The 14,269-nt window shown below is 34.3% G+C and carries 13 protein-coding genes; 1 reads left to right on the forward strand and 12 read right to left on the reverse strand.

Annotated features, from left to right (window positions below):
- Window positions 1–121 precede the first annotated feature (121 nt).
- Window positions 122–3,640, reverse strand: a complete 3,519-nt coding sequence (locus ABD859_RS18460) for a molybdopterin-dependent oxidoreductase (RefSeq protein WP_345146097.1) — start codon at window positions 3,638–3,640, stop codon at window positions 122–124.
- A gap of 177 nt (window positions 3,641–3,817) precedes the next feature.
- Between ABD859_RS18460 and ABD859_RS18465 the strand changes: the two genes are divergently transcribed.
- Window positions 3,818–4,522, forward strand: coding sequence for a Crp/Fnr family transcriptional regulator (locus ABD859_RS18465; RefSeq protein ID WP_345146098.1), 705 nt, complete (start codon window positions 3,818–3,820; stop codon window positions 4,520–4,522).
- A gap of 17 nt (window positions 4,523–4,539) precedes the next feature.
- Here the strand turns inward: ABD859_RS18465 and ABD859_RS18470 are convergent, their stop codons facing one another.
- From ABD859_RS18470 to nirD, 11 genes are all read right to left on the reverse strand, one after another.
- A complete protein-coding gene (locus ABD859_RS18470) occupies window positions 4,540–4,857 on the reverse strand; it encodes a type II toxin-antitoxin system RelE/ParE family toxin (RefSeq protein ID WP_345146099.1) in 318 nt (105 codons plus the stop codon).
- The gene (locus tag ABD859_RS18475; protein WP_345146100.1) at window positions 4,857–5,093 is read right to left on the reverse strand and encodes a hypothetical protein; all 237 of its coding nucleotides are present in this window, start codon (window positions 5,091–5,093) and stop codon (window positions 4,857–4,859) included. The genes ABD859_RS18470 and ABD859_RS18475 overlap by 1 nt, the downstream gene beginning before the upstream one ends.
- A gap of 48 nt (window positions 5,094–5,141) precedes the next feature.
- The gene (locus ABD859_RS18480) at window positions 5,142–5,765 is read right to left on the reverse strand and encodes a class I SAM-dependent methyltransferase (protein WP_345146101.1); all 624 of its coding nucleotides are present in this window, start codon (window positions 5,763–5,765) and stop codon (window positions 5,142–5,144) included.
- Window positions 5,766–5,771: 6 nt separating this feature from the next.
- Window positions 5,772–6,539: a DUF6896 domain-containing protein gene (locus tag ABD859_RS18485; RefSeq protein WP_345146102.1), complete on the reverse strand. Its 768-nt coding sequence runs from the start codon at window positions 6,537–6,539 to the stop codon at window positions 5,772–5,774.
- A gap of 124 nt (window positions 6,540–6,663) precedes the next feature.
- Window positions 6,664–7,029, reverse strand: coding sequence for a hypothetical protein (locus ABD859_RS18490; protein ID WP_345146103.1), 366 nt, complete (start codon window positions 7,027–7,029; stop codon window positions 6,664–6,666).
- Window positions 7,030–7,167: 138 nt separating this feature from the next.
- Window positions 7,168–8,436, reverse strand: a complete 1,269-nt coding sequence (locus ABD859_RS18495; RefSeq protein ID WP_345146104.1) for an alginate export family protein — start codon at window positions 8,434–8,436, stop codon at window positions 7,168–7,170.
- 95 nt (window positions 8,437–8,531) lie between these two features.
- Window positions 8,532–10,016 carry an MFS transporter gene (locus ABD859_RS18500; protein ID WP_345146105.1) on the reverse strand — a complete coding sequence of 495 codons (1,485 nt, stop codon included), beginning with the start codon at window positions 10,014–10,016 and terminating at the stop codon, window positions 8,532–8,534.
- A gap of 99 nt (window positions 10,017–10,115) precedes the next feature.
- Window positions 10,116–10,775, reverse strand: coding sequence for a response regulator (locus ABD859_RS18505; RefSeq protein WP_345146106.1), 660 nt, complete (start codon window positions 10,773–10,775; stop codon window positions 10,116–10,118).
- A gap of 443 nt (window positions 10,776–11,218) precedes the next feature.
- Window positions 11,219–13,027 carry a PAS domain-containing sensor histidine kinase gene (locus tag ABD859_RS18510; RefSeq protein WP_345146107.1) on the reverse strand — a complete coding sequence of 603 codons (1,809 nt, stop codon included), beginning with the start codon at window positions 13,025–13,027 and terminating at the stop codon, window positions 11,219–11,221.
- Between the two features lie 6 nt (window positions 13,028–13,033).
- Complete coding sequence (locus tag ABD859_RS18515) at window positions 13,034–13,618, reverse strand: DUF4202 domain-containing protein (RefSeq protein WP_345146108.1); 585 nt, start codon at window positions 13,616–13,618, stop codon at window positions 13,034–13,036.
- A 248-nt stretch (window positions 13,619–13,866) separates the two neighbouring features.
- Entirely contained in the window at window positions 13,867–14,244 is a 378-nt protein-coding gene (gene nirD, locus ABD859_RS18520) for a nitrite reductase small subunit NirD (protein ID WP_345146109.1), read from the reverse strand.
- Window positions 14,245–14,269: the final 25 nt, after the last annotated feature.

Consider the following 14,269-nt stretch of genomic DNA (forward strand, 5'->3'; position numbering starts at 1 on the left):
TTTTTAGTGTTCAGTGTTCAGGTTTTTAGTGTTCAGTCTCGGAGTTCAGTATTCAGATTTTTAGTGTTCAGGATGAGTTACTGTTAATGCAACTGACCACTAAAAACCTGAATACTGATCACTAAACTTTACATTTCGCCAATATCTCTTTAACTTCTGTTTTACAGCTTCCGCATCCTAAACCTGCGCCTGTATTTTTACATAATTCGGTAAAATCGTTTACGCCGCTTTTAATTGTATCTTCAATGTTTCCAGCTCCAACCTGACTGCACGAACAAACCAATTTACCTAAAACCGGTTTTGCATTTGAGCTCCCTCTTAAAAGTGTATTTCGTTTGTCTGATAATTCGATTTTGCTTTCGATCATGGTTTTGAATTCGGCAAATTCGTTTTTATCGCCCATTAAAATAGCGCCGACTAAAAGATCGTCTTTTACGATGCATTTTTTGTAATAACGCTGTTTTAAATCGGTGAAAACAATTTCTTCGTATGAATCGTCATTTTCTGGAATTTCGATATCACCAATGCTGCATAGATTAATGTCTTCCAGTTTTAGGATATTCATTAAAATTGACCCTTTGTAATAGCTGCTGATATCTCCGGCAAGAAAGTTGGCCAGAATATCGGCTTGTTCTTCTGCGGCAGAAGTGATTCCGAATAGTTTATTATTGAATTCGGCAATTTCACCAATCGCAAAAATATCCGGATTTGAAGTCTGTAAATACTGATTTACTTTTACGCCTCGTCCGCATGAAAGACCGCTTTCACGAGCAATTTCGATATTTGGAATTGTTCCAATGGTATAAACGATGGCATTTGCAGTGATGATTTTACCGCTTTTTAAAGCAATTTCAATTTCGTTTGGATTATCAGTTTCAAAAACGGTGCTGACTTCATTATCAAAATAAATCTGAATGTCGCGAAGCTGTACTTCTTCGGCCAATAATTTACTCGAAATTCGATCCAACTGACGCTCCATTAAACGAGACGCTCGCTGAACAATAGTTGTTTTTACTTTTTTATGTTTTAAAGCTGCTGCCAATTCTAAACCTAATAATCCACCGCCGATAATGACTACATGTTGTTCTTCTGGCGGAAGATTTGTACTGTCTAAATGTTTTTTCAAACGATCAGCATCTTCTTTTTTTCTAACTGTAAAACGGCCAGAAAGATGAAGCTGTGCATTTTCTGGAACAAATGGACGGCTTCCGGTTGCGAGAATCAAAGAATCAAAAGTGTGGATTTCTCCGTTGCTGTCTACAATTGTTTTTTGTTTTGGATCTAGTTTTTCAATCGCAGTTCCGGCTTTCATGGTAATTTTCAGTTTACTGAAAGCTTCGCCGTCTTTAACTTTTAAAAGCTGTTCCCAGCTGAATTCGCCCGTCATATATTCTGGCAGTAAAACGCGATTGTAAAACGGATTTATTTCATTCGAAAAAACAATAATTTCGTCGGTTGAATTGAATTCGCGATAGTTTTGAATGAATCGGAAAGAAGCCGCTCCAGCGCCTACAATCGCAATTTTCTGAAATGGTTTTATATATTTTTTTATCGAAACGGTTGTGAATTTAAAATCGGGTTCTTTTGAAATGGGATCAACAACCGTGTTCGTTAAATTATTGGTTCGGTTTAAATCATTTTCAAGTTGTTTTCCCCAATGCATTGGCAGGAACAACACTTTTTCTTTGATAGCATCGGTCACTTTTGCTTTTACGCGAACTTCTCCATTTTTGCTGGAAACAACGACAATATCACCGTTTTTGATATCATTTTTAAAAGCATCAATCGGATTAATCTCCAAAACCGGACTCGGAATATGTGTCAACAATCGCGACACTTTTCCGGTTTTTGTCATCGTATGCCATTGATCGCGGATTCTTCCTGTTGTTAGAATAAAAGGAAATTCGGCATTTGGCGGCACTGATGTATTTTCAATAGAAACAGGAAGATTAAAAATCGCTTTTCCAGAAGGCGTATAGAATTTTTTATCTGTAAATAATCTCGGCGTTCCCGGATGATTGTAATCGGGCACAGGCCATTGAAAAGTTCCTTCGTTTTTGAGACGATTATAATTTAAAAAGGAAATATCAATATTGGTGTTTTTGGTAAGCGCACAATGTTCTTTATAGATTTCTTCGGCACTATTGAAATTGAATCCGTTGAAATTCATTTTTTTAGCAAAACGAATTAAAATCTCAATATCTGGCAAAGCTTCTCCAGGCGGATTAATTCCTTTTGGTAAATAAGAAATACGACGTTCTGAGTTCGTCATCGTTCCTTCTTTTTCAAGCCATCCTGCTGCAGGTAAAAGTAAATCGGCAAATTTGGCCGTATCTGCATTATGAGAAATATCCTGAACGACTACAAATTTAGCATTTTGAAGTGCTTTTTCGGCTCTTCGTGAATCAGGTAAACTTACTAATGGATTGGTGCAGATAATCCAAACGGCTTTCATTTTTCCAGATTCTAAGGCTTCAAACATTTCTGTAGCCGTTAAACCGGGTTTGTCTGAGATCTCGTCAACGCCCCAAAAATCGGCAACTTCTTTTCGATGTGTAGGATTTGCAATGTCTTTGTGTGCGGCTAAAAGTGTGGCCATGCCGCCAACTTCGCGTCCGCCCATCGCGTTGGGTTGTCCCGTTAATGAAAATGGTCCAGAACCGGGTTTCCCAATTTGTCCCGTTAAAAGAGACAGATTCAATAAAGCCGTGTTTTTATCAACGCCGACAGCACTTTGATTTAATCCCATTGCCCAAAGCGAAATAAAACCTTTTGCTTTCCCAATAAGATCAGCAGCAAGTTTGATGTCTTGAACAGAAATACCACAAAGTTTGGATGCTTTTTCAAGCGAAGTACTTAGAACAAGATCTTTATATTGTTTAAAATTCTCAGCATGGTTTTTTATAAAATCGTGATCTACGTAACCTTTTTCGATGATACGTTTGGCAATGGCATGATATAAAATAATATCTGAACCTGGAATAATCTGCAAATGTAAATCAGCGAAAGCGGCAGTATCTGTTCTTCTCGGGTCGATACAAATTACTTTCGTTTTCGGATTTTTCTCTTTGTGTTTTTCTAATCGTCTAAAGAGAATAGGGTGGCACCAAGCGGGATTTGCTCCCGTAATCAAAAAAGTATCAGCCAATTCAATATCATCATAAGCAATAGGCACAGAATCTTCTCCAAAAGTTTTTTTATAACCGACAACGGCAGAACTCATGCAAAGTCTGGAGTTGGTGTCTATATTATTGGTTTTCAAAAAACCTTTTACGAGTTTGTTAACTAAGTAATATTCCTCCGTTAAACATTGACCCGAAATATAAAAACCAACGCTGTCTGGTCCGTGTTTTTTAATTATCGAAGAAAAAACAGCTGCAGCGCGATCAAGAGCTGTATCCCAGCTTACACGTTCCAGCGGATACGATTTGCTCCCGCGCATTTCCGGATATAAAATTCGGTCAGAGGTATCGTTAACTACGTAATGCAGATTCATTCCTTTAGAACATAACATTCCTTTGTTTACAGGATGATCTTTGTCGCCTTCGACCATCACGCCGTTTTTAGCATCGTTGGTTACGATTATACCACAGCCAACGCCACAGTAGGAACAGGTAGTTTTGATCTTCGCAGTTTGCATTAGAGTTCTATTTTGAGATACTACTTTAATTGAATGGTCTGACTTTAGAAAAGTACTTACGCAAAAATAAGTATTTTTACGTATTAATACGTATTTTTTAGATTTATTTTTTTATTTTTGATGAAAATAAATGAGGAACAACAACTTAGTTTTTAATCTGCTAAAAATTTAGAACTCATGAAAGAAGAGCAAACCGTTTGTTATTCCTGTATTAATGAAAATTGTTTCATCAAGAAACACTTACATTTAGAACAGATGTCGGCTTATATTTCTAAGAAACAGAATGTAAGCTGTAAAAAATCGGATCAGTTTATTACGGAAGGTGCGCCGTTGCAGGGACTTTATTTTATTTGTAAAGGAAAAGCAAAAACGGTAAAAACCGGAATTAATGGTCGTGAACAAATCGTTCGCTTAACCACAAATGGTGACATTATAGGTTTCCGCGGATTCGGAACCAGTAAACGTTATTTAATTGGAGCGTATGCGTTGGAAGATACTGTTTTGTGTAATTTCAGCAACGAAACCATGATTGAAATTCTACAGCACATTCCTGAATTTACGTATGCTTTGATGCTTTTTTACGCAGAAGAATTAAACAAAAGCGAAAACAACATTCGCAAAATTGCTCATATGAATGTTCGCGAACGTGTGATTGATTTACTGCTTTACATTCATCGTAAATTCGGACAAATAAATGGTTTGATTGATATTGAGCTTTCGCGAAAGGAAATCGCAGACTTCGCCGGAACTACAGAAGAGCAGGCAATCCGAATTTTATCCAGTCTTAAAAAAGAAGCTTTGATTAAAACGGAAGGAAAACGTGTTGGGATTATTTATGCAGAAAAACTTCGTTCAGAAATTATGGAGCATAAGTATTTTTGAAAAGAGGTTCAAAGGTTTTATTTTGTTCGCTTGATTTTTGACGGATCTTGTCGCGTGTCAAAAACATCTGAAATCTTGATTAGTTTATTTTCTTCGTCGATGCAATAAATAATTTTGTAATTATTGCACACAAGGTATCGATATTGGTTTTCTCGATCAATTAAAAGATCTTCAATCTGCGATAAAAAAGTGTCACTTAGGAGTTTGTTAGGTTCAGAGATAATTTCTTTGATAATTTTTTTAGCAGTCCTTATTCCAGTTTTATCAAGATAATATTCGTAAATTTTTTCAATTTCATTTTCTGCAAATTCAGACCATATAATTTTAAACTTCATTACTTATATTTTTCTAAAAGTTGTGAAGTTGTTTTGTATCGTCCATTTTTAAAGTCATCCTCAGATTTATCTATTCTTTTATTAAAATCTTCAATAGAAATCGGAGAGAAAAATTCATTTTCGTCCAAATCTTTTTTGTTTCTTTTTAATAAGTTTTCAAGTTGAGAAATGACTTCTTCACTTTGAATTTTAAGAAATTCTTGCACAAATTCTATTTTTCTTGTTTGTAAATCCATCTCATTAATTTTTTTTTCAAATTTACGAATTTCTTTGAATATAATAACTTATACTTTCCTTCCCACAAATCTAATTACAGAACCTGTCCCATTATGGAATAAACCTTCGTTAAGTTCGATTTCTTTTTCTTCTAATTCGATGATTTCGTAATCCGGAAAATCGGCTTTGATTTCTTCTATGGAAAATAAAGATTCAATGTCTTTTGGTCCGCCTACTTTTTCATTTTTGGTTACATATTCTAAGTGATTTTTGCTGAAAGCTTCAAAAATAATAATACCGTCTTTCTTTAAAAGTTTATCAAGTTGTTTGTGAATTTTAGATTTTATCATTGCTGGAAAATGAGCGTAGATTAAAGCAATCGCATCAAATTGGTTTTCCTCGAAATCTAAAGTTTCTAATTCTCCAACTTGATAATCAATAGAAACATTGTTGTTTTTTGCTAAAAGAAGTGCTTTATTTCTGCCTTCTTCGCTAATATCAAAAGCAGAAACTTGCCAGCCTAATTTTGACGCAAAAATGGCATTTCTTCCTTCGCCTTCTGCAGGGAAAAGAATAGCGCCAGTTTTTAGTTTTTCGATTTGTTCTTTTAGGTAATTGTTGGGTTTTTCACCGTATGCAAATTCTTCGCTTTTGTAACGGTCATCCCATCTTTTTGTCCAAGTGTTGTTCATTATATATTATTTTATGCCGATAAATTTCCAAAAATTAAATTTTGGTTTTATATAATCCTGTTCTGGATCATACACTTTAATTTGTACTTTGTTTCTGTCAGTAACCGCAATTCCAAAGTGATCTTTGATATTAGAATTTATTATTTCAAATTTTCCTAAAGCGAGCATTTTATCATTTATTCTGCACCCATCATGATATTCATCAAAAAAATTAACGGGTAAAGGATTGTATTGAGGATTTGTTTTAATATAATTGATAAAAAAATAAGGATCCAAATCACCGAATTCAAGACCAAAAACTAATGGAACCTCGATTTCTAGTTTTGTTCTAGTATTCTTGAAAAGACAGTGATACCCATGAACAAAATATTTCCATTCATCCACTTTTCGCCATCCAGTTTTGTATTTGTTGAAAGTAGATAGTGGAAACTCGAGATTAATTTCTGTTTTAAGTTTTTTTGCCAGATAAAATATTAATCGTTCGGCCAATTCACGATAATCTTTTGCACAGTTTTCAAAGAAAATCTGATGATCTTCAATCTCCTTGTCTGTTATTAATTTTGAGATATTTATTTCTGGATTAATGGTGTGTATTCCAACAAGAAATCCATCTAATTCTTTTTTTAAATTTTGCCCAATTGATTCTCTAAGACTTTGAACAGAATCTTCAAATACAATTCTTAGTTTTTTAGTTCGGGATATTTGTCTAATTTCTTCTAATGAAGGAATTTGATCGACGGAATTAATTGTTACTATTTCTGTTTTTCTTTCCAATAGATAAATTGTAGTAAATTATTCAATCAAATATATTAAAAAAGAATTGTCGTTATTCAAAAAAAATCCCCTTTCTCAAAACTTGAAAAAGGGATTTATTATATATGATTTTAAATGTAGAATCTTAACCAACAAGAGTTGTTAAACCGCTGTTTACATCAATTTCTGCAAAATGATGTTTTCCCATAACAATAAGCAGCTTGTCTGAATTATAACCTACGTATCGTATTTGAGCTTCTCCTAATTTTGGTTTTCCGCAAACAGAAATTACATTAGTCTGCCATTTTAGTTTCTTTCTTTTGTATGCCGAAATAGTTTGTAAATCATTTTCAACATAATAAATAATGTTGTTTTTCTTGATTCCTCTTTTTTGGGTTTTTGCAAAATTTATTTCTGAGTTTTTTGAAATTAAATCATTATTAATTTTTTGAGCAATACCAGTCTGTGTCACCAAAAAGGTCAACATAGATAATTTTAAAAATGGTTTCATTTGGGGAGAATTTGGGGTTCATAATTTGCTCAAATATAAATAATTAAAGTATATAATATGCGTCTGTTAAATCAAAAAAAAATACCCTTTTCCGAATTGGGAAAAGGGTAAAATATGTCAATTTATTTTGAAGAAAAATTATTTTTTCCAGCTAAAAATTCTTGGATTAACAGAAATCATTAACCAAGCCCAATTGTTGGTATGGCCGGCATCTCCGGTTTTGATGAATTCCATAGTTTTAGAACCAAACATTTGCGAATAACCTCCTGTGACAGTGATATCTTTTTTGAAATTATATCCAAAGGTGGCATCAATTTCAGTTCCTAAATACGAATCTAATTTTTCGTTTAAAGGTGTAACAACATCTGCAGCTGATAAGAATACATGCGGAATCAAAGCAAACTGCCATTTGTTTACATTGTAGTTTAATTTTATAAATGCATCTTGCAAACCAACATTGTTTAAGTGATTTCCAACATAAAAATAATCCATATAACCATTAAAACCGTGGTTGGTACCAAAAATCGGGTTAAATGATTTAATTACAGTGCTTCCATCGTTTGTCGATTTTCCCGATAAAAATTCGTAGCCTAAACCAGCTTTAAAAGTTTCAGTTATGCTGTAATTAAAATTTGCAGCTGCATTCCAGGCGCTTACCTGTAAATCGGCACTTTTTCCGGTTTGCCCGTACAGCCAAAAATTAGTGTCTATTTTACTGCTTTTATATGCTAAGTAAGGTCCAAAAGTTTGTTTGTAATCAACTAATAGTTTGTTATCTGGATTTGGATTAGGAGCGTATTCATAACCTGTATTTAATACTAAAAAGCTCGCGCCAAAATTTTCTGTGAACTGATTATGATACCAAGCATATTGCAATGTTTTATAATTAGCAACCGTATAAGGTGTCTGTACCACATTTTCAGCTGTTGAATTGTAGGCTCCTCCAAAATCTAATTTTTGTTTTTCAGTCTGATAAGTTACCGTAAGTGCATCATGGCTTTGTCCCTGCTGTGCCCAGTCCATTTCGCCAAGAATACGCTGATTGTCATATGAAAGCACTTGACGTCCCATTCTTGCGCTCCAATTTTTAGTGAAATTATATTGTGCCCAAGCCTCAAAAACTGCAACTCCATTTTTATCAGCAGCTGCCGTGGTTGGTACATCACCCCATGTTCTGGTATTTTGAAGGGTTAATTTTACTACTAAATCGTCTTGTTTGTAATTGAAATTTAAGCGGGAACGCTGTGAAATCTGCGAAGTTCCTTTTTGACCTTCTTGTAAGAGCTGTTTGTAGCCGTTTCGATATTCAAAACGTGGTCTTATCTGTAAATTTACATCCAACTCCTGCGCCTGAATTTCTAAACTTAATCCTGCAATAAGTATTAAAATTAGTTTTAGTTTTTTCATAAAATAGTTATGTTTTAATCGGCGGTAAATTTATAAGAAAAAGCCGTCGTTTACTATGACTGAGATCATATTTCTAATTTTTTTTTAATCTGATTTTAATATGCAGGCTCTAATTCTATTTTACTTGTTTTAACTTCTTTTTTCTTAGTTAGTTGTGTTATAGTGTAATGCATCCAAACTAAGCAGACAGTTGAGAATATTAAAATGAAAATCCATGAACTTGACCAGATTCCGGTTGCTGTCAATAAATATCCAAAGATAATTGGACCGAAGAAACCTCCTAAACCGCCAATCATTCCAACCATACCGCCGACAACGCCAATTTCATTTGGAAAATATTCTGGGATATGTTTGTAAACCGCTGCTTTTCCGATTCCCCATGAAATTCCGATTAGAATTACTAAAACTAAGAAAACCCAAATATTAGCGTCAAATTTGATTACTGTAACGCCTTTTGCGATAAGTTCTTTTTTGGCTACACTTTGATTGTGTGCCACTACAACATCCTGCCAGCTTGTAGAAGTTGGAAAAATGGCATTTTCGGCTGTATTAGCAGTTTTTTGCGCAATTGGATATTCTTTATCGCCCACTTTTACGGTTTTGCCGTTTATTTCGTTCACAACACCTTTTTTAGCAGCCAATATTCCCGGACCAGAAGTAGTAATTTCCATTTTCGGAATTGAAAGCAAAGCACTTAAAATTACTGAAGAACCCAAAACCCAATACATCACTTTTCTCGCGCCAAATTTATCCGATAAATAACCGCCAAATGCTCTGATTACGCCAGATGGCAAACTGAACATCGTAGCAAATAATCCGCCCATAACTAAACTGGTTTGATATACGTTCATAAAGTTTGGGAGTAACCATTGTGAATAAGCTACAAAACATCCGAAAACTAAAAAGTAATAGGCTCCAAATCGCCAAACTCTTTCTGATTTTAATGGAGTCAGCATTTGAGAAATTGTTTTTCCGTTGCTTTCCATTTTTTTGTTTTTAGCAAAAATCAAAAAAGCAATTCCGATTACGATTAAAGAAACGGCATAAATTACAGGAAGTATTTTCCATCCATTTTGCGGATCCTCAATAGAAAAATGATTTAATAATGAAGGCGCTAAAAAGGTTGTAATTGCGGCGCCAGCATTTCCCATTCCGAAAATTCCCAAAGCGCGGCCCTGCCATTCTTTTGGGTACCAGATTGAGGTATATCCAATTCCGACTGCAAAACTGGTTCCGACCATTCCGAATAAAAAGCTGAGTAAAGCAAACATAGCAAAACTGTCAGCGTAGGGAAGGAGGAATAGTGGAATTGAACATAATAGTAATAAAAGCGAATAAACATATTTCCCTCCAAATTTATCCGTTAGGATTCCGATTGGAAGACGCATAATTGATCCGGTTAAGATTGGAATTCCTAAAAGCCATCCAACCTGAACAACGCTCCAGTGGAAAATTCCGTTATCGACTAAAAAGGTTACTAAAACCCCGTTTAATGTCCAGCAGGCAAAACACACTGTAAACGCCAATGTGTTTAAAAATAAAATTTTGTGTGATTGCGATAATGAGTTTGTATTTTTCATAGCACTTATATTTTTATGTAAAAATAAGTACTATAACTTAGTTAAAACCTGCTAAAACGCAGTTTTTGAAAAATAATTACGTATTTATACGTAATTTTTTTAAATTAATGAATATTCAGTTGCTTTGTTTGAAAGCTCCATTAAGTTTTTCACTTTCAGCTTTTTCATTAAGTTAAAACGGTGAACTTCAGCAGTTCGTTTGCTGATATCCAAAGCTTCAGCAATTTCTTTGTTTCCTTTTCCAGATAAAAGAAGTGTTAGAATTTCTTTTTCTCTTTTGGTAATCATCATTTCTTCGCCTAAGGTTTGTTTAGGTTCTAATGATGAACTGCCGTTTGTAAGCTGGCTGATTAAGATTGAAGAAATATCACCACTAAAATATTTTCCACCTGCAGAAACGGTATGAAGTGCTTTTAAAAATTCTTCTTTGCTTGAACCTTTTAGTAAATAGCCATCGGCTCCTGCTTTTATTGATTTCAATACATATTCCTCCGATTCATGCATGGAAAGCATGATGATTTTTACGGTGTTTTTTTCGCTTCTAAGTTTTTCTACTACCTCGATACCTGTTAAGTTTGGCATACGAATATCTACTATAAGTAAGTCGGGTTTGGTTTCGGCAACTACTTCGAGTGCATCAGCTCCATCAATCGCTTCGCCTACAACCTCAATGTTTGCTTCGTTTTCCAATAAAGATTTGATTCCGTCTCTAACAAAAACATGATCATCGGCTAAAACAACTCTTATAGTATTACTCATGGCTTACTTACTTTTTAATCTGGTTTTTTACGTATATTCATCTAAAGCGAAGACGCTAATATACGTACTTTTTTAAAAATAAATTCCAATTTTTTTAAGTTCGAAATGGCAACATTAAAAAATCATTAGAAATCATGATGATAAATTCCAATAAATAAATTCCAAATTCCATAATACTTGTGGATTCAACTTTGTCAAAGTTTTTAACTTTCACAAGCTTTGGTATCAATTGCTTCCAGCTTTAGCTGGAGGTTTTTGTTGGTAAAGTAAAAAAGGCTTTAGCAAAATGTGTAAGTTTGGCTAAAGCCTTTTCAGAGAGCATTATTTATATTCCTACAGTTAAAGCTGTAGGTGATTGATAGTGTGGTTTTTAGACATCTATTCCATAATTTACTCGCTTAGTTGTCAAAAATTGGAATTTGGAATTTAAAAATTGGAATTTCCTACTTAAGAATCGGAATATTAAAAGTAATTCTGGTTCCTTCGCCGGGAATTGAATTCATAAAAACTCTGCCGTTGATATATTGGATCCTTTCTTTCATGAATAAAAGTCCCATTCCGGATTCGCTGTTGCGTTTTTTGTCGACTGAATTGACGTCGAAACCTTTTCCGTTGTCGTCTACAATGATGCTTAAAAGTGTTTCGCTATGCGAAAGCTGTACAATAATATGCGACGATTCGGCATATTTTATGGCGTTGTTGATCGCTTCTTGTGTGAGTCGGTAAATGTTGATTTCAATTAGCGAATCTAGACGCTGATCAAAATCGGTTTTGTTGTAGAAAAGGATTTCTTTTCCAGTTAGTTTGGAAAGTTCCTGAGTGAGTTTTGAAAGTGACGAAACGATTCCGTGATCGCTTAATTCCGGTGGCATTAGGTTGAAAGTTGCCGTGCGGACGCCTTTTATAATGTCAAGCGAAAGTTTCTTTAAATACTCAATTTTTTGTTCTGATTTTTCTCTGTCGTCGAGATTAATACTTTCTAAACTGAATTTTAAACCCGTAAGCATTTGACCGATTCCGTCGTGAATTTCTTTGGCGATTCGGTTTTGTTCGTTTTCCTGATTTTCGACGATTTTACTCGAAATAATCTTTTGTTGATTGATTTTTTCGGTTGTGTTTTCAAGGTTTAAACGTTCGACTTCGCGCTGTGCTTTTTTACGCTCTGTAATGTTGAAACAAACGATCAAAAGTTCGAGTTCGTCTTTTTTGATCATTACAGGAACCATGGACAAATCGAGCCAGATTTCTTTTTCGTCTTTGTTTACGATTTTCATTTCGCCCTGCCAGCCACTTCTTTGTTTTTCGAAAATAAGGCGGTCAAAATTGACTTGTTCTTTTTCGTCTTCGGTTAAGACTTCTGAGAATTTTTTGTTGGATGAAAACTTGGTGTAATTTAAAAGTTTGGCGAATTTTTCTCCAATATGAATAATAGAACCGTCTGGTGAAATTCGGCAGTATAATAAAGTATTTTCCATCGCATAATTAAGCGATTTCAATTCTTTTACGGAGTTTTCTTTGATTTCGCTGATAATTTCGGTATCGTATGCGAGTTTTAAGGCTTTCTTTTCTGAGGCTAAAAGCTTTGCAATTAGTCTTTCGATTTTTTTGTTTGTTGGTTTGAAAATGAAGAAGAATTCGAGAAGTAAAACCAACAATGTAAAACCGAAAATCCAATATTCGATTCGGCGTTGTTCGGTTACTTTTTCGTGTGCTTCAAGATCGTATTGGGTTACAATCTCGTTCATTTTGGAAAGGAAAGTGCCTTCGTTATCTAAAATAGTCTGAACTAATTTCTGATTTTCTGTAGCTTGTTTTTTCTGTTTTAAATTCAATAAAAAAGAATCGGTTGATTGTGCAATTTTATTGAAAATCGGATTGATTTCAAGATATAATTTACTGAGTGTTTCGCTTTTTTCTTTTGGAAAAGCCAGACTATCACTTCCGTTTTCGAGTGCGTTTTGATTCTTTTTCCAAAGCGCTAAAACACTTTCCAGATGCAAAATTTGTTGCGATGAAGCAGTATCAGAAACATAATGTAAAATCAGAACTTCTTTGACGATTTTCTGACTCAGCATTCTTTGTTTTCCTGAAAAATTGATGATTTTAGAATCGCTCAATTGCTGATTCAGATTGTACTGAACCAAAAACTGACTAACAATTATGGTTAAGGCAATAGTAAGAAGCGCAAAAAAATACAGTCGTCGTAAATTTTTGAAAGTGATTTTTTCTGCTTCCTGATTGTCTTTTTTCATAGTATTTTACAATCCTAAAGAAGCTTTTATTAGGTTTAAGTTTTCTTCAGAATAATTGATTTTTAGAGCTTCGGCATGTCCTTTCTCCGACATCTTATCCCAGGTTTTTTTGATGATGTTTTTTAGTTTTTCTTCATCATGTTTTACAACGAAAGGCTCTAAGTAATATTCTAAAAATACCAGACAAATTACATCTTCAAGTAATTGTGTCTCTGCATCTTTTTTGAGTAATTTTTTTTCAATTAAAAATGAAACACGGTCGATAAAACCCTGATCGTAACCTGCTTTTTCAAGGATTCCTGCAGTAGTTTTAGCGTGGAATTTTTTCAGTTCTTCTCTCCATTTTAAATAACCCACACGATCCATAGGATACGATTCGCGTGCGACTTTCCAACGGCAGATGTGCTGTGCTTTTGAAGCAATCTGAATTTCTTCTGAAGCATTTGGTTCAAACTGCATCAGTCTTTCGTACATCCTGTTTGAATACAATAATTCTTTTGGATATTCCTGGTTTTGATCGATTTCAATATTCGGATCTTGTGCGTTTTCGGCATCAATCCATTCGCTTGCTTTTTGGAAAGGTGTTGTCATTTTTTGGTTTAGTAATAGATTTCAAAGATACGGAAATAAGTTTTTTTTGCCACGAATTTCACGAATTATCACTAATTATTGTTTATTTTTTGCCACAGATTTCACAGATTAAAAGGATTAAATAATTGGGCGTAATTATTTTAGCCACGAATTTCAGGAATCTACACGAATTAAATTAGTGTAATTTGTGAAATTCGTGGCTAAAAGAAAAAATAATCTTTTTAATCTGTGAAATCTGTGGCTATAAACTAATCTACAAAGCCTACAAAAACTTCATCTTCGACGACTTTTACAGGATACGTTGCAATTTTGAAATCGTCTCCGTTTAGATTTGAACCATCAACTAGTGAAAATGTCTTTTTGTGCATTGGGCAGGCGATTTTAGGAATATCATCTGTTGAGCCTGTCATTCCTCTTGAAAGCACCATTTCCATTTTGTGCGGGCAGGCGTTTTGGCAAGCGTACCATTCGTTGCGACGTGTAAAATTGAAAATGGCAATTTGTTTGTTTTTATATTTTATGCACCCGCCTCGGTTGGTTGGAAAATCTTCTACTTTACCCGCTTTGAACCAAATTGTTGCATCGCTTGCGTGCACTGTTTCGTATAAGTTTAAAATTTCTTCCATGATGTTTTTTGTTTTATTTCCTGTT

Origin of the sequence: Flavobacterium ginsengiterrae, from assembly GCF_039539785.1 — a bacterium.
GTDB classification, from domain to species: Bacteria; Bacteroidota; Bacteroidia; order Flavobacteriales; family Flavobacteriaceae; genus Flavobacterium; species Flavobacterium ginsengiterrae.